This window comes from Xanthobacter versatilis, from assembly GCF_043193975.1.
Classification (GTDB): Bacteria; Pseudomonadota; Alphaproteobacteria; order Rhizobiales; family Xanthobacteraceae; genus Xanthobacter; species Xanthobacter autotrophicus_E.
Window position 1 is genome coordinate 117,188 of sequence record NZ_JBAFVB010000002.1, and the last position, 23,262, is coordinate 140,449.

The window sequence follows — 23,262 nt, forward strand, 5'->3', positions numbered from 1 at the left end:
CTCAGACGCGTTCGAGGACGGTGGCGATACCCTGTCCGCCGCCGATGCACTGGGTCGCGAGGGCATATTTGCCGCCCTCCCGCTTCAGCAATGACGCGGCTTTGCCGACGATGCGCGCCCCGGTGGCCCCCAGCGGATGGCCGAGCGCGATGGCGCCGCCGTCGATGTTGAGGGTCTCGTCGCGGACGCCGAGTTCGCGTTGGCAGGCAAGGGCCTGGGAGGCGAAGGCCTCGTTCAGCTCCACCACGTCGATCTGCGAGATGTCGATGCCGGAGCGGGTCAGCGCCTTCTTGGTCGCCGCCACCGGGCCGATGCCCATGATCTCCGGCGCGCAGCCAGCAACCGCAACGCTTTTCAGGCGGGCGAGGGGCTCCAGGCCATGCTTCAGCGCATAGTCCTCCGAGCACACCAGCACGGCAGACGCGCCATCGGTGAGGGGCGAGGAGGTGCCGGCGGTGACGGTGCCATGCTCGTCAAAAGCGGGCTTGAGGCCGGCCAGCTGCTCGGCCGTGGCATCGCGGCGGATGCAGCCGTCCTGGGTCGCGCTCTTGCCATTTATGCGGATGGAAACGATCTCGTCGGCGAACTTGCCGGCGGCCTCGGCTGCCGTTGCTTTCGCATGGCTTTTCAAGGCGAAAGCGTCCTGGTCGGCGCGGGTGATCTGCCACTTGGCGGCGACGTTCTCCGCCGTCTCGCCCATGCCCATGTAGGCCTGCGGGAGCTTGGCGTAGAGCGCCGGATTGGGCATGGGATTGAAGCCGGTCATGGGCACGCGGCTCATGCTCTCGATGCCGGCGCAGATGAAGACTTCGCCGGCGCCCAGTTGGATCTGACCGGCCGCCATGTGCACCGACTGCATGGACGAGCCGCAGAAGCGGTTTACCGTTGCGCCGGCGACGCTGTCGGGTAGGCCGGCGATCATGCCGATCAGGCGCGCGATGTTAAAGCCCTGCTCCGCCTCGGGAAAAGCGCAGCCGACGATGAGGTCCTCGATGTCCTCGACCTTGACGCCGGTGCGGGCCACCAGCTCCGCCACCACCTGTGCGGCGAGGTCATCCGGGCGCACGCGCGCCAGTTCACCCTTCTTGGCAAGGGCGAAGGGCGAGCGGGCGTACCCCGCAATCACAACGTTTTGCATGGGCTCTCCTGCCTATATATCTTGTTGGTCCGCGTCTGATCCCGTTTTGACCAGATTGCTGTGCAATCAAATCAATAAAACGATCTCATTCTTTATTTTGGAGGCGTGATTTCTCGGATTTATACAATCCGAATCCATCCGACTCTGGCGCGGGACCGAAAGGGAATTCGGTCAGCCGGCGGCCTTTTTCTGGGCCGCCTCCTGTTCGAGGGCGGACAGGGTCTGCTCCTCGATTTCCTTCAGCTCGACGATGCTTTCCTCAAGCGCAAGGCGCTGGTCTTCCAGCATTTCGAGCCGCGTCTGCACCTTCTTGAGGAGCAGGCGCATCTGTTCTGCCTGGGTCGGGTCCATGTCGTAGAGATCAAGGTATTCCTTGATCTCGCGCAGGGAGAAGCCGAGTCGCTTGCCGCGCAGGATGAGGACCATCCGGGCCCGATCACGCTTGGTGTAGACGCGCATGGTGCCGGCGCGCCGCGGGGTGATGAGGGCCTTGTCTTCGTAGAATCGGATCGTGCGCGGGGTCACGGACAGGTCCCGAGCCAACTCGGTGACCGTGAAGAACGTGTCCGTCAGGGCGCTTCCGGCGCCGCGCTTGCCTGTGGATGCCACGGCCTCACCTATACGTCATCTATCCGCCCCGAAGATACATGCTTTGACCCTCGGCGCAAGCCCCGATGCGGCAGGATTTTATCGCGATTGCGTCATTGGCCATGCTGGACGCAGGCTCTGGCGAATCCGTTGTGTGGGTGGTGGCAGGGTTGGGGGGAGGGCGTGCCGAAGCGTGTGCTTTCGCTCTCGAATTGCGACGGCCCCGGCGGACCCTCTCCTCACCTCCGTCGGGGAAATTCGCGCCGGACGGCTGTGGCGCATTTGCAACGAGTTTGTCTTTCCCTTGCGATCATCTTCGAAGTTAAATGAACCCAGTTGACGCACATATTCGTTTAGGCATCTTAGATGACGTATAGGGCATCGATAAAACCAATACTGCACTGCAGCGTGCGGGGCCCAGAGGAAACTGTCTCAAGCGGGGGAAACCTAATGATGATGCGCGACTGGGCCGTGCGGGCGGCTCGAGTGCTTGTTCTTCCCATGGTCGCCGGGGCGGCCGGGCAGGCGCATGCCGGCGGCTTCGGCCTGCGCGAGCAAAGCTCCTATTACCAGGGCACGGCCTTCGCTGGCACCGCGGCAGGAGGCGACGGACTTGCCTCCATGTTCTGGAATCCGGCAGCCATCAGCTTCACGCCGGGCCTCAGCGTGGAAGGCAACGTCACCTACATTGCGCCGCACGCGTCCCTCGACGTCTATTCCGCCACCGCCCCCATCACCGGGGCTTCGCTTGGAACGACAGGCGCCAGCGACATCGTGGGCAACGGCGTGCTGCCGACCACGTACATCTCCTATGCTTGGGAAAAATGGGCAGTCGGCTTCGCCGTCACCTCGCCCTTCGGCCTCGTGACCGACGCGCCCTGCAACTTTTCGGGCCGGTATTACGGTTGCTACAATCGCATCTTTGACATGAATGTGCAGGCATCGGTGGCCTACAAGGTCAATGAGTGGCTGACCATCGGCGGCGGGTTGAACGTCAATTACATCGATGCCAAGCTGACCAACGCGCAATTCGCCGGATTTACATCGCCCCTGAACAATCTGTACGCCGAGGTGAACGGCGACGACCTGGGCGTGGGCTTCAATCTCGGCGCATTGTTCACGCTGGCGCCGGGAACGACGCTCGGCATCGGCTACAAGTCCTCGATCGACCAGAATCTCTCGGGCAACCTGAACCTGTCGGTGGCCAACATCACCACGGTCAACCAGGTGGCCGCCAGTGCGGGCCTGACCCTGCCGGACCAGGTGACGGCCTCGTTCCGCTCGCAGCTGACGCCGCAATGGACCGTGCTCGGCACGGTGGAGTGGACCAACTGGTCCACGGTGCAGCAACTGGTGGTGACCTCGCGCGGCATCCCGGTGAGCACGCTGGACCTCAAGTGGAACGACGGCTGGTTCTTCTCCGGCGGCGTCGAATACCAGTGGGATCCCAAGCTCGCGCTGCGCGCCGGCATTGCCTACGAGCTGACCCCGGTGCCGGACGAGACGCGCTCGCCGCGCCTGCCCGATACCAACCGCCTGTGGCTGTCGGGGGGCTTCACCTACAACTTCACGCCGCAATTCTCGTTCGACTTCGCCTACAGCCACATCTTCGGCGAGAACAGCCCCATCAACCTGTCCGCGTCCGATCCCGCGAATGCGCTGCGCGGCTCGCTGGTGGGCGAGGTGAACGATGGCTATGTGGACATCGTCTCGGTGGGCCTGCGCTACAAGTTCGGTGCCCCTGTGACCGCCGCGCTGATCACGAAGTGAGCGCACCCGCGGCCGTCCGCTCTCCAGCGGATGGCCGCGGATCACAGCCGGCTGCGGCGCACCCATCCTGATCCGGGCGCAATCGCGGCCGATACTGGGTGACGTTGCGTGAGATGCGGGAGCTATTTCGCGACACAAGACCGTGCGAAATGCCTCTCAGCCGTTGATTTGGCCTATTTTCATACGAACCGGTGCCCACCCGGCGCGGGCATGCCTCTCGTCGGATGTGCGGGATGCAATAAGTTGGCACCGGCGGAAGGAGGGACGTCCATGCTCCATCGCACCGATGGCGGGGCCGTGGCCTACGCGCCCGTGCCCGAGCTTCTCGACACCAGCGTCGCCGAATTCGGCGACCGCACCGCGCTCAGCTTCTTCGGCCGCAAATGGACCTATGCCCAGCTCGGCAAGCTGGTGGACCAGGTGGCGGCCGGGCTCCAGGCACAGGGCGTGCACAAGGGCGTCAAGGTCGGCCTGTGCCTGCCCAACACGCCGTATTCGGTCATCTTCTTCTTCGCCATCATGAAGGCCGGCGGCACGGTGGTGAATTTCAGCCCGCTCTATGTGGAGCGTGAGCTGAGGCACCAGATCCGGGATTCCGGCACCATGATCATGGTGGTGCCCGACCTGAAGCTGATCCATTCGCGGGTCGCGGCGGTGGCGCAGGAAGCGGGCCTGAAGACCATCGTCGTGTGCCCCATGTCCGGCATCCTGCCATTTCCCAAGGGGCTGCTCTTCAACCTGTTCAAGCGCAAGGAGAAGGCCGAGTTCAGCCTCGGCGACGGCCTGCACCTGGCCTATGGCGCGCTGCTGCGTCACGGCGACCGGCCGCAGCCGGTGGAGGTGGATGTGGAGAACGACGTGGCGGTGCTGCAATATACCGGCGGCACCACCGGCGTTCCCAAGGGTGCCATGCTCACCCATGCCAATATCTCCGCCAATGCGGAGCAGGTGATCACCCATGCCGATTGCCGGCGCATCGGGGTGAAGCGGGTGCTGGGCGTGCTGCCCCTGTTCCACGTCTTCGCCATGCAGACGGTGATGCTGATTCCCATCTGCCTCGGCGCCGAGATCATCCTGGTGCCACGCTTCCAGCTTTCCGACCTGCTCGACCGCATCGAGCGGGAGAAGCCCACCATGTTCCCCGGCGTGCCCACCATCTATGCCGCCATCAACGGCGTGGCCGACATCGACAAGCGCGACCTGAAATCCCTCACCCTGTGCATTTCCGGCGGCGCGCCGCTCCCGGCGGAGGTGCGCGAACGCTTCGAGGACCTCACCGGCTGCAAGCTGGTGGAGGGCTACGGCCTCAGCGAGACCTCGCCGGTGGTGACCGCCAACCAGCCCCTCGGCCGGGTGAAGGACGGTTCGGTGGGCACGGCGCTGCCGCAGACTGTGATCGAGATTCGCGATCTTGAGGATGTGCGGCGCATCGTCCCTCAAGGCCAGAAAGGGGAGGTCTGCGTGCGCGGTCCGCAGGTGATGAAGGGCTATTATAATCGCCCGGACGACACCGCCTCCGCCTTCATTGACGGCGCGTTGCGCACCGGCGACGTGGGCTATCTGGACGAGGACGGCTACCTCTTCCTCGTGGATCGCATCAAGGATGTGATCCTGTGCGGCGGCTACAATGTCTATCCACGGGTCATCGAGGAGGCGCTTTATCTCCATCCGGCGGTGGCGGAGGCGGTCGCCATCGGGGTGCCCGACCCCTACCGTGGCCAGGCGCCCAAGGCTTTCGTCACCCTGCGCGCCGATTCTGAAGCGACCCCCGGCGAGCTGATGGACTTCCTCACGGCCCAGATCTCCAAGATCGAGATGCCGAAGGCGGTGGAGATTCGCGACAGCCTGCCCAAGAGCGTGGTGGGTAAGCTCTCCAAGAAGGAGCTGGTGGAGGAGGAGCGCCAGCGCGAGCAGGGGTAGGGCGCCTTTCCCTGCTTTAAAGGCCGGAAAGCCTGCCCGGCTTACCTCCGGCCGCACTTGCCTCGGGAAGCCGGCTCGCGTATATGGCCGGCCATCCCGCACGCGGACATCAGGCCATCTGGCCATCCGGTGCCCTCTCCCTATTAGGGGGTGGGGGTACGTCCGCGGAGGCTCAACCGGAGAATACCCAAATGGCGCTTCCCGATTATTCGATGCGCCAGCTGCTTGAAGCTGGCGTGCACTTTGGACATCAGTCCCACCGTTGGAACCCGAAGATGGCGCCGTACATCTTCGGCGTGCGCAACAACATCCACATCATCGACCTGTCGCAGACCGTGCCCGCGCTGCATCGCGCGCTGCAGGCCGTCTCCGACACGGTGGCCCAGGGCGGCCGCGTGCTGTTCGTCGGAACCAAGCGCCAGGCCCAGGAGCAGGTGGCTGACGCCGCCCGCCGCTCCGCCCAGTATTATGTGAACTCCCGCTGGCTCGGCGGCATGCTCACCAACTGGAAGACCATCTCCAACTCCATCGCCCGGCTGAAGAAGCTGGAGGAGATGCTGTCCGGTCCCGAGCAGGGCTCCGGCTACACCAAGAAGGAGCGTCTGACGCTGTCCCGTGAAAAGGACAAGCTCGACAAGGCGCTCGGCGGCATCCGCGACATGGGTGGCCTGCCCGACCTGCTGTTCGTCATCGACACGAACAAGGAAGACATCGCCGTGAAGGAGGCCCAGCGCCTCGGCATCCCGGTGGCGGCCATCCTCGACACCAATTGCGATCCGGACGGCATCGCCTTCCCGGTTCCCGGCAATGACGACGCCGGCCGCGCCATCCAGCTCTACTGCGAGCTGGTCGCCCGCGCCGCCATCGACGGCATCGGCCGCGGCCATTCCGACCTCGGCATCGACGTGGGCGCCGAAGAGGCCCCGCTGGTGGAAGACCTGCCGGTGGAAACCGGCGCCTGGTCGTCCTTTGAGCCCCTGTCGGGTCCGCGCGGCGTTGCCGACGACCTGAAGAAGCTCACCGGCGTCAGCCCCGAGATCGAGCAGAAGCTCAACGATCTCGGCGTGTTCCACTTCGGCCAGGTGGCCGGGCTCGATGCGATCGACGCCCACCGCATCGGCGAGGAAGTGGGACTGCCCGGCCGCGTGGACGGCTGGGTGGCCCAGGCCAAGGAGCTGTCTGCCGAGGTCGAGTGACCTTGTCGCAGATCTGATAGCGAATCGAGAGTAATGGGGCGCCTGGGGCGCCCCCACGGCCGGCTCGGGCACCCCCTGGCCGGCCGTGGCGCGAGAAGAAGGGATTTTTGACATGGCTGCGATCACCGCCGGGCTGGTGAAGGAACTGCGCGACAAGACCGGCGCAGGCATGATGGATTGCAAGTCTGCGCTCACCGAGACGAACGGCGACATCGAGGCCGCCATCGACTGGCTGCGCAAGAAGGGCCTCGCCAAGGCCGCCAAGAAGGCCGGCCGCGTGGCTGCCGAGGGCCTGGTGGCGGTGGAATCCTCCGGCCACTACGCCGCCGCCATCGAAGTGAATGCGGAAACCGACTTCGTCGCCCGCAACCCGGACTTCCAGGCGTTCGTGCGCGAAGCGGCCAAGGTTGCCCTCAACACCGACGGCACCGTGGAAGCGGTGGCCGCCGCCAAGTTCCCCGGCGAGAGCGTCACCGTCGCTGAGCGCCTGACCGCGCTCATCGCCACCATCGGCGAGAACATGACGCTGCGCCGCTCGGCCAAGCTCTCCGTGTCGGCCGGCGTCATCGCCAGCTACGTGCACGGCGCGGTGGTGGAAGGCCAGGGCCGTATCGGCGTGCTGGTGGCGCTCGAGTCCACCGGCGACGTGGAGAAGCTCTCCACCCTCGGCCGCCAGATCGCCATGCACATCGCCGCGCTGAACCCGCTGGCTCTGGACGCGTCCGGCATCTCCGAGGAGACCATCGCCCGCGAGAAGGCCATCCTGCTCGAGAAGCACCAGGGCAAGCCCGCCAACGTGCAGGACAAGATCGCCGAGAGCGGCATCAAGAGCTTCTTCAAGGAGGTCACCCTCCTTGACCAGGCCTTCGTGCATGACGGCTCCAAGTCGGTCTCCCAGGTTCTGAAGGAGGCCGAGGGCCAGGTCGGCGCGCCGCTCAAGCTCACCGGCTTCGTGCGCTTCGCGCTGGGCGAGGGCATCGAGAAGGAAGAGACGGACTTCGCCGCCGAGGTGGCTGCCGCCGCCGGCCAGTCCTGATCAACGTCCGCTTCTGACAAGAGCGCTTTCCGTTCGCCCCGGCTCACGGGAAGCGCTCTAGAGACTCGTGCTGACGCGTTTTCTTCACGCGAGCCGGTATCCACGCCGCTCGAAAACGCTCTAAAGGGCAAGGGGGGCTCTCATGACCGCTTCCACGGCGGACGACTCGGACTTCCCGGAGCCCCCGGTGCCGTTCGCGGCATCGGGCCTCCCTTATCCCCGTATCCTGGTGAAGGTCTCCGGCGAAGCCCTGATGGGCTCGGAGCCCTTCGGCCTCCATCCGCCCACCGTGGCCCGCATCGCCCGTGACCTGGTCGCGGCGCGTGCGCTCGGCTGCGAGGTGGCGGTGGTGGTGGGCGGCGGCAACATCCTGCGCGGCGCGCGGGTGGCGGGCGAGGATCTCGACCGCGCCACCGCCGACCACATGGGCATGCTGGCCACCGTCATGAACGGCCTCGCGCTCGAGGCCGCCATCGAGGCGGCGGGCGCGCCGGCCCGCACCCTGTCCGCCATTCCCATGCCGACTGTCTGCGAGCCCTATGCCCGCCAGCCGGCCAACCGGCACCTGCGGCGCGGGCGCATCGTCGTGCTCACCGGCGGCACCGGCAATCCGTATTTCACCACGGATACCGGCGCGGTCCTGCGCGCCGCCGAGCTGGATTGCGACGCGGTGCTGAAGGCCACTAACGTGGACGGTGTCTACACCGCCGACCCCAAGAAGGACCCGACCGCCACGCGCTACGACCGCATCACCCACGACGAGGCGCTCGCCCGCGACCTCAAGGTGATGGATGCGGCCGCCTTCGCCCTTGCCCGCGAGGCGTCGTTGCCGATAATCGTGTTCGATATTCGCGAGCCCGGCGCCATCGCCACGGCCGCGAAGGGTGAAGGCCGTGTGACGGTCGTCGCTCCCTGAACCTGTACTGCGCGGGGCGATTGCGCTTCTGCGCATTGTCGGGTCAAGGGGTGCCGGTCGTCGGCTGGGATCTTGGGTTGGGGTTCAGGCTGGAATCGGGGGACCGGGAGCGCACCGCGAGGGCGGGGCGGTTTGGCGTGGCCTTTGCCGCACCTCTGCCGCGCGCTTCGCATCGCATCCCTCGCACTGCCATCAAGAAGCCGTACCATCCTGTCATCCGCGCCGGCGCCAGTCCTTTGCCCGGAGCTCCGCATCCTGACGCGGGGTTCGGCCATTGGCATGGAAACAGAAACGTTTCCATGCCAATGGAGCGGGCCCCGACAACAGACTACAGAGGTTAGCCATGACCACCGGGACCTTCGACATGTCCGATCTGAAGCGCCGCATGCAGGGCGCTGTCGGCGTGCTCAGGGACGAACTGGGCGGGCTGCGCACCGGGCGCGCCTCCGCCAGCCTGCTCGACCCCATCACCATCGATGCCTACGGCGCGCGCATGCCGCTGAATCAGGTCGCCACCGTATCGGTGCCGGAAGCGCGCCTGCTGTCGGTGCAGGTGTGGGACCGCGGCATGGTGAGCGCGGTTGAGAAAGCCATCCGCGACAGCAACCTTGGCCTCAACCCGAACACCGAGGGCCAGGTGCTGCGCCTGCGCATTCCCGAGCTGAACCAGGAGCGTCGCCAGGAACTGGTGAAGGTCGCCCACAAATATGCCGAGGCGGCCAAGGTGGCGGTGCGGCATGTGCGTCGCGACGGTATGGACCACCTGAAGAAGGTGGAAAAGGACGGCGAGATGAGTTCCGATGATCTCGACCGCCTGTCCAAGGACGTGCAGAAGGCCACCGACGAAACCATCGCCGAGATCGACCAGACGCTCGCCCAGAAGGAAAAGGAAATCCTTTCGGTTTGAGGAGCCGCTCTTGAGCCCGGAGCAAGCCATGTCCCTACGCGCCGCTGCGGGCGAGGCCGCCGTTACCGAACGGTCGCCGGCTGTCGTCCCGGTGCATGTGGGCGTGATCATGGACGGCAACGGGCGCTGGGCCACTTCGCGCAAGCTGCCGCGGGTGGAGGGCCACCGGCGCGGGGTGGAGGCGCTGCGCCGCTGCGTGCGCGCCGCCCGCGAGGTGGGGATCCGCTTCCTCACCATCTACAGCTTCTCGTCGGAGAACTGGTCGCGGCCACTGACCGAGGTACGGGAGCTGATGGGGCTCCTGAAGCTGTTCCTGCGCCACGACCTCGCTGACCTGCATGCCGACAATGTGCGGGTGAAGGTGATCGGCGAGCGGGACAATCTCGCCCCCGACATCCGCCAGCTGCTGGTGGATGCCGAGGCCCTGACCTGCAACAACACCGGCCTCACCCTGGTGGTGGCGTTCAATTACGGCTCGCGGCAGGAGATCGCGGCCGCGGTCTCGCGCATCGCGGCGGATGTCGCCGCCGGCCGGGTGCGGCCGCAGGACGTGGATGTGGACATGATCTCCCAGCGGCTCGAGACCGCAGGCATCCCCGATCCCGACCTCATCGTGCGCACCTCCGGCGAGCAGCGGCTCTCGAACTTCCTGCTGTGGCAGGCGGCTTATTCCGAATTCGTGTTCCTGCCCATCTACTGGCCCGATTTCGACAAGGCCGCCCTGCTTGCGGCCATTGACGAATATGCCCGGCGGGATCGCCGCTTCGGCGGCGTCACCAAGTGTCCGGGACCCTGACCCCCGTGAATTTCGGTTCCGATCTGAAGCATCGGACGCTCTCCGCGCTCGTCCTCGTGCCGGTTGTGCTCCTCGCCGCCTATCTGGGCGGCATTCCCTTCGCCATCCTGTGGGTGCTGGCCGGGGGCGCGATTCTCTATGAGTGGGCGACTCTCGCGCGGCTCGACAACCGGCCGGTCTATCTCGGTATCGGCGGGCTCACGCTGATCGCCGGCGGCGTCCTCGCCGTGTCGGACATGCCAACTTACGTCTTCAGCGCCGTTGGCCTTGGGGCGGCGGCCGCGGCGCTGGCGACCCCGCGCCAGAGCGGCTGGGCCATGACCGGCCTCATCGTCGCCGGCAGCGCGGCCCTGCCGGTGGTGATCCTGCGCGGTGAGACGCCGCTCGGCCTCATCGCGGTGCTGTTCCTGTGCGCCGTGGTGTGGGCGACCGACATCTTCGCCTATTTCACCGGCCGCGCCCTGGGCGGGCCGAAGCTGTGGCCGCGTGTTTCCCCCAACAAGACCTGGTCGGGCGCCATCGGCGGCAGCCTCGCGGGCATGGCGGCCGGCGTGCTGGTGGCGGCGATCCCCGGCGGGGCCGCTCTGCTGCCCGTGGCCGGTCTTGCGCTGGGGCTCAGCATCATCAGCCAGGCGGGCGATCTGGCCGAATCCGCGCTCAAGCGGCTGTTCGGCGTGAAGGATGCGAGCCGGCTCATTCCCGGCCATGGCGGGCTGCTTGACCGGCTCGACGGATTCGCCGCCGCGTCCCTTGCCGCCGTGGTGGTGGCGCTCCTGCGCAGCGCCAGCGACCCGGCGGCCGGGCTGCTTTTGTGGTAGGACCTCATTCATGAAGCGCCTTTCCATCCTCGGGGCCACCGGCTCCATCGGCCGCAGCGTCCGGACCCTCCTGGCCGATGCGCCCGGCCTCTACGAGGTGGAAGCGGTCGCCGGCGGACGGGATGTCGCGGCACTGGCCGAGACCGCCCGTGCGCTCAATGCGCGCTTTGCCGCCATCGCCGATCCGGCGGCGGGCAGGGCGCTCGCCGAAGCGCTGGCCGGCTCCGGCATCGCCAGCGGCGCCGGTCCCTTGGCCCTGATCGAGGCGGCCCAGCGCGAGGCGGACGTAGTGGTAAGCGCCATCGTCGGCGTGGCGGGCCTTGCGCCCACCGTGGCTGCCTTCGCGCCGGGCCGGCGCATCGCGCTGGCCAACAAGGAATGTCTGGTGGCCGCCGGTGCCTTCTTCATGGCCGAGGCAGCGCGGCAGGGCACCGAGATCCTGCCCGTGGACAGCGAGCACAACGCCATCTTCCAGGCGCTGGAGGCCGGCCCACGCAAGGCGGTGGAGAAGATCACGCTCACGGCCTCGGGCGGCCCGTTCCGGCTGAAAAGCCGGGAGGAGATCGCACGGGCGCTGCCGAAGGATGCGCTCAAGCACCCCAACTGGTCGATGGGCGCCAAGATCACCATCGATTCGGCCACCCTCATGAACAAGGGCCTCGAACTGATCGAGGCGATGCACCTGTTCGCCCTGCCGCCCGAGCGCTTCGATGCGGTGGTGCATCCCGAGTCGGTGGTCCACGGGCTGGTGTCGTTTGTCGATGGGTCCGTGACAGCCGGCCTCGCCATGCCCGACATGTGCGTGCCCATCGCCCATTGCCTGGCGTTTCCGGATCGAATCGTCACCTCCTGCCGCCGGCTGGACCTGGTGGCCCTGGGCCGCCTCAGCTTCGAGGCGCCGGACGAGGCCCGCTTCCCCGCGCTGGCGCTCGCCCGCGCCGCCATGGCCGCCGACGGGATGGCCGCAACCATTCTGAACGCGGCCAACGAGGTGGCGGTCGCGGCCTATCTTGAGGGGCGGATTGGCTTTTACGGCATCACCGATACCGTGGCCGCGACGCTGGACCGCATCAATGGCGGTCCTGCGCCCGCCAGCGTCGCCGATGCCATGGAGGCGGATGCACAGGCGCGCCGTGCTGCTGCCGTGCTCTTGCCTAAGTTTTCCGCAAAGGCATCTTAGGAACAGTTTGCCGCCTCGGCGGACGGTAGGCTTTTATTCCGTCCGTTTTGGCGGACGATGGTCTTGATGCCGGGCGGCCCGGCAGCATCTGGTCGGCTCAAGGCACGGGACTTCCCTCGTGCCGGGTGCCGCCCGCGGGAAATGAGGTTCCGATAATGGATGTGCTTTCCGGTCTCGGCGCGCACCTGGGCAGTCTCTCGTCCTCCCTTCTCGGATATATCGTTCCCTTCCTGTTCGTTCTGACCCTCGTGGTGTTCTTCCACGAGCTCGGCCATTTCTGGGTGGCGCGGCGCGCCGGCGTGAAGGTGCTCACCTTCTCCCTCGGCTTCGGGCCGGAGATCGCAGGCTTCAATGACCGGCATGGCACCCGCTGGCGGCTCGCGGCGGTGCCGCTGGGCGGCTATGTGCGCTTCTTCGGTGACGAGGACGCCGCCTCCACCCCCAATCAGGCGCGCCTCGCCGAAATGACGCCGGCCGAGCGGCGCGAGAGCTTCTTCTTCCAGCCGGTGGCCTGGCGTGCCGCCATCGTGGCCGCCGGACCGATCGCGAACTTCCTGCTCGCCATCGTCATCTTCGCCTTCGTCTTCATGGTGTTCGGCAAGCAGGTGACGGCGCCCCGCGTGGATCAGGTGAACCCCGGCAGCGCGGCCGAGAGCGCCGGCTTCAAGCCCGGCGACCTGGTGCTGGAGATCGACGGCGCCAAGGTGGAGAGCTTCTCCGACATGCAGCGCATCGTCGGCAGCCGTGCAGGGGAGGGGCTCGCCTTCACCATCGAGCGCGGCGACCGGCAGCTCACCCTCACCGCCGTGCCCGAGCTGAAGGAGGTGAAGGACCCCTTCGGCAATGTGCACCGCACCGGCCTGCTCGGCATTTCTCGTTCCCTTGCGGCAGGTGACGTGACCACCCACCGCTACGGCCCCATTGAGGCGGTGGGGCTCGGCGTCCAGGAAACCTGGTTCGTGGTGACCCGCACCTTCGGCTATCTGGGCGGGCTGATCGCCGGCCGCGAGTCGGCCGACCAGCTCGGTGGACCCATCCGCATCGCCCAGGTGTCCGGGCAGGTTGCGACATTTGGTATTGGGGCACTCCTATCTCTGGCAGCAGTGCTGTCCGTTTCCATTGGATTGCTTAACCTCTTTCCCATCCCGTTGTTGGATGGCGGCCACCTTCTGTTCTACGCTTTCGAGGCGATCCGCGGGCGTCCGCTGAGCGCGCGCACACAGGACATCGGCTTCCGCATCGGCCTCGCGCTGGTGCTGATGCTGATGATTTTCGCCACATGGAATGACGTGCTGCATATTGCTGCAATGTAAGGGTTTTTGATTTGCCGCACCGGGGTCGTGGCGTGAGCGCAACGGTCCTCCGGAAAAGGCAGGCTGGAGGGGCGGTTCGGTTTGCACCGCAGGTAAAAGCCTGTACAAGCGGCAACGCAGGGTGAGAATCCGTCATTGCCCTTCACAGGCTTTCGGCGGCTTCGAGAACAACGAAATTTCAAGGTTGCGCACCATATGACTGCTTCGCTCCGGGTCTTGAGAAATCTGGCTGCCGCCTTTGGGCTCGCCGCGTGCGTCGCGGGAGTTTCGGTGGCCGGTTCCCTCGTCGTGGCAAGTCCTGCCGCCGCGCAGTCGAGCTCCATCGTCGTCGAGGGCAACCGTCGCGTCGATGCTGAGACCATTCGTTCCTATTTCGGTCCTGGCCCCTACACGGGCGCCAAGATCGACGAGGCCTGGAAGGCGCTCTACGCCACCGGCCTGTTCTCCGACGTGCAGGTGTCCCAGTCCGGCGGCCGCATCATCGTGCGCGTGTCCGAGAACGAGGTGATCAACCGCGTCGTCTTCGAGGGCAACCGCAAGATCAAGGACGAGGTGCTTGAGGGCGAGGTTCAGTCCAAGGCCCGCGGCGCCCTCTCCAAGGCCACCGTCCAGTCCGACACCCAGCGCATCATCGAAGTCTACCGCCGCTCCGGCCGCTCCGGCGTGCGCGTCAATCCGGTGACCATCGATCGCGGCAACGGCCGCGTGGATCTCGTGTTCGAGATCACCGAGGGTGACAAGACCGGCATCAAGGACATCAAGTTCGTTGGCAACAAGGCCTTCTCGGACTGGAAGCTGAAGGACGTGATCTCGACGACCGCCACCAACTGGCTGTCGTTCCTCAAGTCCACCGACGTGTATGATCCCGACCGGGTCAACTCGGACCAGGAATTGCTGCGCCGCTTCTACCTAAAGAACGGCTATGCCGACTTCCGCATCATCGGCGCCTCTGCCGAGATGGATCCGGCCGGCGGCGGCTACACCATCACCTTCACCTTGGACGAGGGCGAGCAGTATCGCTTCGGCAAGGTGGATGTGGTCTCCAACATCCGCGATGTCTCCGGTGAGTCCCTGCGCCGCTCCGTGCGCGCCACCGAGGGACAGGTCTACAACGCGGAACTGGTCGAGAAGTCGGTCGAGAACCTGACCATCGAGGTGTCGAAGAGCGGCTACGCCTTCGCCCAGGTGCGTCCCCGTGGCGATCGTGACTTCGAGGCCAAGCGCATCAACATCGTGTTCGTGGTCGAGGAAGGCCCGCGGGTCTACATCGAGCGCATCGAGGTGCGCGGCAACACCCGCACCCGCGACTATGTGGTGCGCCGCGAGTTCGATATCGGCGAGGGCGATGCCTATAATCGCGTGCTGGTGGATCGCGCCGAGCGCCGCCTGCGCAACCTCGGCTACTTTAAGACCGTCAAGATCACCACCGAGCCCGGCTCCGCGCCCGACCGCGTGATCCTGGTGGTGGATGTGGAAGACCAGCCCACGGGTGAGTTCGCCATCTCCGGCGGCTACTCCACGGCGGATGGCGTCATCGCCGAGGTCTCCCTGGGCGAGAAGAACTTCCTCGGTCGCGGCCAGTACGTGAAGGTGTCCGGCTCTATGGGCCAGAACGCCCAGGGCGCGGAGTTCTCCTTCACCGAGCCTTACTTCCTCGGCTATCGCCTGGCTGCCGGCTTCGACCTGTACTGGAAAGAGACCAGCACCACGAGCTACACGCCGTATGGCACCACCACCATCGGCGGTGGCCTGCGCTTCGGCCTGCCCATCACCGACGAGATCACGCTGGCGCTGCGCTACAACCTCTACCAGCGCGAGATCAATCTCTGCGACAGCTACGTCCAGGGTACGCCTTGGTACGATACCTGCGCGGTGGGTGTGTCGTGGGCCATCCGCGATGCGGCGGCTCAGGGCGCCACCATTACCTCTGCGCTGGGTTACACCCTGTCTTTCAACGGGCTGGACAACAACCTGAACCCGACCCAGGGCCTCTATGCGGAACTGAAGCAGGACTTCGCCGGCATCGGCGGTGACGTGAACTTCATCCGCACCACCGGCGACATCCGTCACTACACGCCGCTGTGGGGCGACTCTGTCCTCATCCTGCGTACTCAGGCCGGCTATGTGACCTCCTGGGGCGGCGATCAGCTGGACGTGTTGGACAACTTCTACATGGGTCCGAACCTGGTGCGCGGCTTCGCCCCGTCCGGTATCGGCCCGCGTGACGCTGCCCCGTGCGCTGCCTCCAACTACAATCCGCTGTCCCCCATCGCTTACAATTGCCAGAACAATTCGCTGAATGCGCTGGGTGGGACGACCTATTGGGGCGTGTCGGCTGAAATACAGTTCCCCTTTGCCTTCCTGCCCAAGGATATTGGCATGAAGGGCGCGATCTTCGCGGATGCCGGCTCATTGTTTGACTATGGTGGACCGACTGCGTTCCCTGGCGTGTACAATTCTTATGCAAACCCTGCGCTGGGTTGGTCTGGTAACAACGTGTACGGCGGACCGAACTACGTGACCTGCCCTGCCGGTTCGAAGAACACGTCTGGCAACGTTTGCGTGGTCCAGAACGACGACACGGTCCGTTCCTCCATCGGCGCCAGCCTGATCTGGCAGTCGCCCTTCGGACCGTTGCGCTTCGACTACGCGTGGGTGTTGTCGCAGGCCCAGTACGACCGGACCCAGGCGTTCCGCTTCTCCGGCGGCACGCGCTTCTGATCCCGATCCTTTAAGGCGGGCGCCGGCGGGTGGTGGCTATTGCCCCAACCTCCGGCGCCCGCCGCGTTCTAGCGCCCGGGCGTATCCTTCCCATGAGCCATGACGTCTTCTTCCCGCTTCCGGCGCCCCTCACCCTTGCGGAGGTGGCGGCCCTCAGCGGGGCGCGGCTGGCCGTCGCCGATGAGGCGCAGGCTGCCGAACTGGGTGCTCGCACCATCACCGGCGTCGGCACCCTGGAGACGGCGGGACCGGACGAACTCGCCTTCTGCGATACGGTCCAGTTCGCCGAGAAGCTCGGCACCGTGCGGGCCGGCGCTGTCATCACCGCCGAGCGCTTCGCCGCCAAGGCGCCTCCCGGCCTGACCCTGCTCATTGCGGCGCGGCCCGCGGCGGCCTTTCTCGCCGTCACCCGCACCCTGTTTCCCTCGGCCCTCAAGCCACTGTCCATCTTCGGCCAGGACGGCGTCGCGCCGGGCGCTCAGGTGCATCCCAAGGCCCGGCTCGAGGACGGGGTGACGGTGGATCCCGGCGCCGTGATCGGTCCCGGCGCTGAAATCGGCGCGGGCACTATCGTTTGCGCGGGCGCCATCATCGGACCGAATGTCCGCATCGGCCGCAACTGTGCCATCGGGCCCGGCGCCAGCGTCATCCATGCGTTTCTCGGCAACGGCGTCATCATCCATGGCGGCGCGCGCATCGGCTCGGACGGCTTCGGCTACCAGCCAAGCCCCAGGGGCCATGTGAAGGTACCGCAGATCGGCCGGGTGGTTATCCAGGACGACGTGGAAATCGGCGCCAATACCACCATCGATCGCGGCGCCCTGACCGATACGGTCATCGGCGAGGGTACCAAGATCGACAATCTGGTGCAGATCGCCCACAACGTGGTGACCGGCCGCCATTGCATCATCGTGTCCCAGACCGGGATTTCCGGGTCCACCACGCTGGGGGATTTCGTGATGCTGGGCGGTCAGGTGGGCGTGGTGGGCCATGCCACCATCGGCACGGGCGCGCAGATCGCGGCCTCCAGCAATGTGAAGGGCGATGTGCCGCCGGGCGTGCGCTGGGGCGGTTCGCCGGCCAAGCCGGTGCGCGAATGGTTCCGCGAGGTAACGACCCTCAAGCGCCTCGCCGCGGCCAGCGCCCGGCGCGGCGGCAATGACGGGGAAGGGGAAGGATCGGGGGAATGAACGATACGACGCATGCCGCCGAAGGTGCGGAGCCGAAGGTGCTCGCCAGCGCTGACATCCTGAAGGTGCTCACCTGTCTGCCCCACCGCTATCCGTTCCTCATGGTGGACCGCGTGGAGCAGATCGACGGCGACCTTTCCTGCGTCGGCATCAAGAATGTGACCGCCAACGAGCCGCACTTCCAGGGCCATTTCCCCGGCAACCCGGTGATGCCGGGAGTGCTCATCATTGAGGGCATGGCGCAGACCGCCGGTGTCGTTTGTGTGCTCGGCAAGGACAAGGAAAAGCCGTCCCTGGTCTATTTCATGACCATCGACGAGGCGAAGTTCCGCCGTCCGGTCGTGCCAGGTGACGTGCTTGAATATCACATGACGCGCATCTCCCGCCGCCGCAACATGTGGTGGTATCGGGGCGAGGCCAAGGTGCGCGGCGAGATCGTCGCGCAGGCCAAGGTGGGCGCCATGATCATGGAGAACAGCTAGTGGCGAAGATCGACCCCACCGCTCGGGTGGAGAACCCGGCGGGGCTCGCGGATGACGTGGAGATCGGCCCCTACGCAGTTCTCGGTCCTGATGTGGTGCTCAAGGAAGGGGTCAAGCTCCTCGCCCATGTGAACATCCAGGGCGTCACCACCATCGGCGCGCGCACCACGGTCTTTCCGTTCGCCTCCCTCGGCACCGCGCCCCAATCGGTGCACTACAAGGGCGAGCGAACCGAGCTTTTCATCGGCTCCGACTGCATCATCCGCGAGCATGCCACCGCCAGCATCGGCACGGCGGGCGGCGGCGGCGTCACCCGCATCGGTAATGGCGTCATGATGATGACCGGGTCCCATGTGGGCCACGACTGCACTGTGGGCGACAGCGTGATCTTCGCCAACAATGCGGTGCTGGGCGGCCATGTGAGCGTCGGGGAGTTCACCTTCCTGGGCGGGCAGTGCGCGGTGCACCAGTTCACTCGCATCGGCGCCCAATGCATGATTTCCGGCCTCACCGGCGTGCGCGAGGATGTCATCCCCTTCGGCAATGTGCTGGGTCAGGCCGGCAAGCTGGTCGGCCTCAACGTCGTCGGCATGAAGCGGCGCGGTTTCTCCAAATCCGACCTGCATGCGGCGCGGGCGGTGTATCGCGATCTGTTCTTCGGCGAGGGCACGTTCGAGGCCCGGCTCGAAACCGTGCGCGAGCAGGCGGAGACTTCCGCCTTCGCCGCGGCCGTGGTGAGCTTCATCGACGCCGACCGCAAGCGGCCGATCTGCCAGCCGTCGCGAGGCGTCATCAAGGAGGAGTGAGGCGTGAGCCTTCCAGGGCAGAACGGGCAGGGTCCGGCGCCCGGCCCGGACACCCTGAAGGCGGCCGGCAGGGGGCCGGTGGGCATCGTTGCCGGCGGCGGCGCCTTTCCGGCGGCGGTCGCCGAGGCGGTCATTGCGCAGGGCCGCGATGTTCTGCTTCTCCTCATCCGCGGGTTCGCCGATCCGGCGCTGGAGCGCTATCCCCACCAGTGGTTCCGCCTGGGTTCGCTCGGCTCCGTCACCGCCATGGCCAAGGCGCGCGGTGTGCGCGACGTGGTGATGGTGGGCGCGCTCACCCGCCCGCGGGTGTCCGATCTCGGCTTCGACTTGACCATGCTGCGCCTGCTGCCGCGCATCGCCCGGCTGTTCCGGGGTGGCGACAACCACCTGTTGTCCGGGGTGCTGGGACTGGTGGCGGAACAGGGCTTCAACCTTGTCGGCGCGCATGAGGTGGCCCCCGGCCTGCTGCTGCCGCAGGGTGTGCTCGGCGCGCGGGCGCCCTCGGCGCAGGACCGGCAGGACATGGCCCGCGGGCTCGATGTCATCCGCACCCTCGGCCCGTTCGATGTAGGGCAGGGGGTGATCGTGGTGGACGGCTTCGTCGCTGCCGTGGAGGCGGCGGAAGGCACCGACCAGATGCTCGCGCGCTATGGCGAGATGCGCCGCACCGGTCGCCTGCGGTTTCACGCCGGACGCGGGGTGCTGGTGAAGGCGCCGAAGCCCGGGCAGGATCGCCGGGTGGACCTGCCGTCCCTCGGGCCGGCCACTGTGGCGCGCGCGGCCGAGGTGGGGCTTGGCGGCATCGCCTTCGAGGCCGGCGGCGCCATCGTGCCGGATGTGCAGGCGCTGGTGGCGGGGGCCGACGCGGCCGGCCTGTTCATCTACGGCATGGACCGGAGCGGAACGGTGAGCGGCCAGCCATGAGGGTGGACGGGGAGAAGGCGCTCCGCGTCTTCATGGTCGCAGGCGAAGAATCGGGCGACCAGCTCGGCGGTGCGCTGATGGAGAACCTCCATGCCGCGGCACCGGGCATCGCCTTTCGCGGTGTGGGGGGCCGGCGCATGGAAGCGGCGGGGCTCACAAGCCTTTTTCCCATGGAGGACCTCACCGCCATCGGCATCGCCGCCGTACTCGGCAAGCTGCCCACCATCCTTCGGCGGCTTCGGGAAACGGTGGCGGCAGTGCTGGCCGATCCTCCGGACGTGCTGGTGCTGGTGGATGCGCCCGATTTCACCCATCGCGTCGCCGCGCGGGTGCGGGCGGCCAATCCGAACATCCCCATCGTGAAGTATGTTTCCCCCACCGTGTGGATCTGGCGTCCGGGACGGGCGGCGGCCATGCGCCCGCATGTGGATGCGCTGCTGGCGCTGCTGCCGTTCGAGCCGGAGGTGCATCGCCGCCTCGGCGGGCCGCCGACCTTCTATGTGGGCCACCCTTTGCTGGAGCGGCTCGACGAACTGCGCCCCTCGGAGGCGGAGGCCGAGCGCCGGCGTGAGCCGCCGCCCCTGGTTCTGGTGCTGCCGGGGAGCCGACGGCGCGAGATCGTCCGGCTCGGGGCGGACTTCGGCGCCGCGCTGGCGCAGGTGGGCCGGAAGCGGCCCATGGACCTCGTCCTTCCCACCTTGCCGCGCCTGGAGCCGCTGGTGCGCCAGACCATCGCCTCCTGGCCGCTGAAGCCGCGCATCGTCACCACGGAGGCGGAGAAGTACGCCGCGTTCCGCAGCGCGCGGGCCGCGCTCGCCGCGTCGGGAACGGTCACTCTGGAACTGGCGCTGGCCGGCATTCCCCATGTGGCGGCCTATCGCGTGGGGTGGCTCGAGGCGCAGATCGCCCGGCGCATCCTGCAGGGCACCACGGTCATTCTCGCCAATCTGGTGGCAGGCGAAAATGTGGTGCCTGAATATCTGCAGGAATATCTGACCGTGCCGGTGCTCGCGGACGCCCTCGACAAGGTCATCGGCGACACCCCCGAGCGGGCGCGGCAGGACGCCACCTTCGCACGGTTCGATGATATTTTCGGCATCACCGGGCCGAGCCCCAGCGCGCGTGCGGCCGAGGTGGTCCTGCGCCTCGCCCGCGACGGGCGCACCAGCGCGCTGCCGCCACCAGCCTGACGCGATCGCCCGACGACACCTTCTCCGGCGTTGCGCACCCCAATGTCTTGGCGCAGCCCAATGTCTTGCACACAAACGAAAAGCGCGGCCCTGAGGCCGCGCTTTCCACATTTCAACCGGCCTTGAAGGTCGGCCTTTGGATCACTTGCGCTTGGACATGGCGACGTAGTCGCGCAGGGCGGCGCCGGTGTAGAGCTGGCGGGGACGGCCGATGCGCTGGCCCGGATCCTCGATCATCTCCTTCCACTGGCCGATCCAGCCCACGGTGCGCGCCAGGGCGAACAGCACGGTGAACATGGTGGTGGGGAAGCCCATCGCCTTCAGGGTGATGCCCGAGTAGAAGTCGATGTTCGGATAGAGCTTCTTCTCGATGAAATAGTCGTCGGAGAGCGCGATGCGCTCCAGCTCAACGGCCACGTCCAGAAGCGGATCGTCCTTGATGCCCAGCTCGCCGAGCACTTCATGGCAGGTCTGCTGCATGATCTTGGCGCGCGGGTCGTAGTTCTTGTAGACCCGGTGGCCGAAGCCCATGAGGCGGAAGGGGTCGTTCTTGTCCTTCGACCGCTTGATGTACTCCGGGATGCGGTCCACATGGCCGATCTCGGTGAGCATCTTGAGGGCGGCCTCGTTGGCGCCGCCATGGGCGGGTCCCCACAGGCAGGCGATGCCGGCGGCGATGCAGGCAAACGGATTGGCGCCGGAGGAGCCGGCGAGGCGCACCGTGGAGGTGGAGGCGTTCTGCTCGTGATCGGCGTGGAGGATGAAGATCTTATCCATCGCCTTCGCGAGGATGGGGTTGACCTTGTAATCCTCGCACGGAACGGCGAAGCACATGTTCAGGAAGTTCGACGTATAGTCGAGTTCGTTCTTGGGGTAAACGAACGGCTGGCCGATGGAATACTTGTAGGCCATGGCCGCCAGCGTCGGCATCTTCGCAATCATGCGAATCGACGCGATCAGGCGCTGGGTGGGGTCAGAAATATCAGTGGAGTCGTGATAGAAGGCGGAGAGCGCGCCGACGGATGCCACCATGATCGCCATGGGGTGGGCGTCGCGGCGGAATCCCTGGAAGAAGCGCGTCATCTGCTCGTGAACCATCGTGTGACGGGTCACGGAGAGGTCGAACTCGGCCTTCTGGGCGGCGGTCGGCAATTCGCCGTAGAGCAGGAGATAGCAGGTCTCGAGGAAGTCGCCGTTCTCGGCCAGCTGCTCAATGGGGTAGCCGCGGTAGAGCAGCACGCCCTCATCACCGTCGATATAGGTGATCTTGCTTTCACAAGAAGCGGTGGAGGTAAAGCCGGGGTCGTAGGTGAACAGCCCGGTCTGACCGTAGAGCTTCGAGATATCGACCACGTCGGGGCCGATGGTCCCTCCGTGGATCGGCAGGTCCCAGCTCTTCTCCCCCAAGCTCAGCTTGGCCGCTTTTGCCCCGGTATTGGTGGTGGCGTCCATGGATCCCTCATCCTTTGGGCGGACAAGAACCGGATCTCCACGCGGATCCGGAGGTGGCGATCCGGTTCCTCAAGTGGCAAGTCCGTCCCCGCTCTGGCGTCTTCGCGAATGCGAAGCTGCCGTGGTGCAGTCCTAAACCCTCCCCATTCCTGCCGCAAGCGTGACCATGCTTCATTGCCGGGCAGTCCGGCGAATCTCTGCAATGGCAAGGTCTTCCGGTGTGTTCACATTGAAGAAGGGGTCGTCCGGCTCACTGTCCCATCCCTCTGTTACGGCGTTCAGGGTGTCCAGGAGAAGCCCGACTTTCAGCCGTCCCGCCATTAGGCTATGCCGCAGCGCGGTGCGCGCCGAGGCCGGCCAGAGGGCGATCACGGGATGGCGCTGGCCCTGTGACCCGGCGCAGACCACGCCCCCCGTCTCCGCCTGACGCGCCTGCAGGCGCGCAGCGAGATCGGCGGGCAGGAAAGGCGTGTCGGCCGGGACTGTGAGGAGGCTCGCCTGCTCATCGTCCGCCGCCAGCCGCTCCAGGCCCGCCAGCACGCCCGCCAGCGGACCGGGATGGCCGGAAATGGTGTCTGGCACCAGTTCGCACCCAAAGCCGGCGTAGGCCTGCGGGTCGCCGTTGGCGTTGATCCAGAGCTGGCTCACCTGCGGCCGCAGCCGGGCGATCACATGGGCGATGAGCGGCATGCCGCTGAGCCGCACCAGCGGCTTTTCCGGCGCGCCGTGGGCGAGGGCGTCCATCCGCCGGCCGAGGCCGCCGGCGAGGATCAGGGCATGGGGCGGAGGAAAGGGGCTCATGCGCCTTCATACGGCGTAACGGGGTCGGGCGGAATCGCCTCTGCTTTGCAGGGCGACGTGGGCCTCGGGTGCCGGCCGCCGAACGCTTGCCCCTGAAATGAAAACGCCCGGCGCAGGG

At 66.5% G+C, this 23,262-nt stretch carries 20 protein-coding genes; 16 read left to right on the plus strand and 4 right to left on the minus strand.

Going from position 1 to position 23,262, the window contains the following annotated elements; genetic code table 11:
• Position 1: 1 nt before the first annotated feature.
• Positions 2–1,138, minus strand: coding sequence for a thiolase family protein (locus V5F66_RS04215; protein WP_394093328.1), 1,137 nt, complete (start codon positions 1,136–1,138; stop codon positions 2–4).
• A gap of 171 nt (positions 1,139–1,309) precedes the next feature.
• A complete protein-coding gene (locus tag V5F66_RS04220; RefSeq protein ID WP_393999869.1) occupies positions 1,310–1,747 on the minus strand; it encodes a MerR family transcriptional regulator in 438 nt (145 codons plus the stop codon).
• 465 nt (positions 1,748–2,212) lie between these two features.
• Here V5F66_RS04220 and V5F66_RS04225 point away from each other — a divergent pair, with 465 nt between their 5' ends.
• From V5F66_RS04225 to lpxB, 16 genes are all read left to right on the plus strand, one after another.
• Entirely contained in the window at positions 2,213–3,496 is a 1,284-nt protein-coding gene (locus V5F66_RS04225; RefSeq protein WP_393999871.1) for an OmpP1/FadL family transporter, read from the plus strand.
• A 270-nt stretch (positions 3,497–3,766) separates the two neighbouring features.
• Positions 3,767–5,416 carry a long-chain-fatty-acid--CoA ligase gene (locus V5F66_RS04230; RefSeq protein ID WP_394050860.1) on the plus strand — a complete coding sequence of 550 codons (1,650 nt, stop codon included), beginning with the start codon at positions 3,767–3,769 and terminating at the stop codon, positions 5,414–5,416.
• A gap of 191 nt (positions 5,417–5,607) precedes the next feature.
• Entirely contained in the window at positions 5,608–6,612 is a 1,005-nt protein-coding gene (locus V5F66_RS04235; protein WP_012116409.1) for a 30S ribosomal protein S2, read from the plus strand.
• A gap of 112 nt (positions 6,613–6,724) precedes the next feature.
• Positions 6,725–7,648 (plus strand): translation elongation factor Ts, encoded by a 924-nt coding sequence (gene tsf, locus V5F66_RS04240; protein ID WP_012116408.1) that lies wholly within the window; start codon positions 6,725–6,727, stop codon positions 7,646–7,648.
• Positions 7,649–7,790: 142 nt separating this feature from the next.
• Positions 7,791–8,564: a UMP kinase gene (gene pyrH / locus V5F66_RS04245; protein WP_012116407.1), complete on the plus strand. Its 774-nt coding sequence runs from the start codon at positions 7,791–7,793 to the stop codon at positions 8,562–8,564.
• 343 nt (positions 8,565–8,907) lie between these two features.
• On the plus strand, positions 8,908–9,471 hold the full coding sequence (gene frr, locus V5F66_RS04250; protein ID WP_394093329.1) for a ribosome recycling factor: 564 nt from the start codon (positions 8,908–8,910) through the stop codon (positions 9,469–9,471).
• Between the two features lie 28 nt (positions 9,472–9,499).
• Positions 9,500–10,267, plus strand: a complete 768-nt coding sequence (locus tag V5F66_RS04255) for an isoprenyl transferase (RefSeq protein ID WP_393999876.1) — start codon at positions 9,500–9,502, stop codon at positions 10,265–10,267.
• Positions 10,268–10,272: 5 nt separating this feature from the next.
• The gene (locus tag V5F66_RS04260) at positions 10,273–11,085 is read left to right on the plus strand and encodes a phosphatidate cytidylyltransferase (RefSeq protein ID WP_394093330.1); all 813 of its coding nucleotides are present in this window, start codon (positions 10,273–10,275) and stop codon (positions 11,083–11,085) included.
• A gap of 10 nt (positions 11,086–11,095) precedes the next feature.
• Positions 11,096–12,265 carry a 1-deoxy-D-xylulose-5-phosphate reductoisomerase gene (gene dxr, locus V5F66_RS04265; RefSeq protein WP_394093331.1) on the plus strand — a complete coding sequence of 390 codons (1,170 nt, stop codon included), beginning with the start codon at positions 11,096–11,098 and terminating at the stop codon, positions 12,263–12,265.
• 155 nt (positions 12,266–12,420) lie between these two features.
• A complete protein-coding gene (gene rseP, locus V5F66_RS04270; protein ID WP_012116402.1) occupies positions 12,421–13,578 on the plus strand; it encodes an RIP metalloprotease RseP in 1,158 nt (385 codons plus the stop codon).
• A gap of 195 nt (positions 13,579–13,773) precedes the next feature.
• A complete protein-coding gene (gene bamA, locus V5F66_RS04275; protein ID WP_394093332.1) occupies positions 13,774–16,299 on the plus strand; it encodes an outer membrane protein assembly factor BamA in 2,526 nt (841 codons plus the stop codon).
• Between the two features lie 92 nt (positions 16,300–16,391).
• The gene (lpxD, locus tag V5F66_RS04280) at positions 16,392–17,489 is read left to right on the plus strand and encodes a UDP-3-O-(3-hydroxymyristoyl)glucosamine N-acyltransferase (RefSeq protein WP_394093333.1); all 1,098 of its coding nucleotides are present in this window, start codon (positions 16,392–16,394) and stop codon (positions 17,487–17,489) included.
• Entirely contained in the window at positions 17,486–17,971 is a 486-nt protein-coding gene (gene fabZ / locus V5F66_RS04285) for a 3-hydroxyacyl-ACP dehydratase FabZ (RefSeq protein ID WP_012116399.1), read from the plus strand. Before lpxD ends, fabZ begins: the two co-directional genes overlap by 4 nt.
• Entirely contained in the window at positions 17,971–18,777 is an 807-nt protein-coding gene (gene lpxA / locus V5F66_RS04290; RefSeq protein WP_393999886.1) for an acyl-ACP--UDP-N-acetylglucosamine O-acyltransferase, read from the plus strand. Before fabZ ends, lpxA begins: the two co-directional genes overlap by 1 nt.
• 3 nt (positions 18,778–18,780) lie before the next feature.
• A complete protein-coding gene (locus V5F66_RS04295; RefSeq protein ID WP_394093334.1) occupies positions 18,781–19,701 on the plus strand; it encodes an LpxI family protein in 921 nt (306 codons plus the stop codon).
• The gene (gene lpxB, locus V5F66_RS04300) at positions 19,698–20,891 is read left to right on the plus strand and encodes a lipid-A-disaccharide synthase (protein ID WP_445329420.1); all 1,194 of its coding nucleotides are present in this window, start codon (positions 19,698–19,700) and stop codon (positions 20,889–20,891) included. The genes V5F66_RS04295 and lpxB overlap by 4 nt, the downstream gene beginning before the upstream one ends.
• A gap of 141 nt (positions 20,892–21,032) precedes the next feature.
• On the opposite strand, the gene gltA is transcribed toward lpxB, so the two are convergent.
• Together gltA and mobA are read right to left on the minus strand one after the other, a co-directional pair.
• Positions 21,033–22,343, minus strand: coding sequence for a citrate synthase (gltA, locus tag V5F66_RS04305; RefSeq protein ID WP_012116395.1), 1,311 nt, complete (start codon positions 22,341–22,343; stop codon positions 21,033–21,035).
• Positions 22,344–22,514: 171 nt separating this feature from the next.
• Positions 22,515–23,144: a molybdenum cofactor guanylyltransferase MobA gene (gene mobA, locus V5F66_RS04310; protein WP_394093336.1), complete on the minus strand. Its 630-nt coding sequence runs from the start codon at positions 23,142–23,144 to the stop codon at positions 22,515–22,517.
• Positions 23,145–23,262 lie beyond the last annotated feature (118 nt).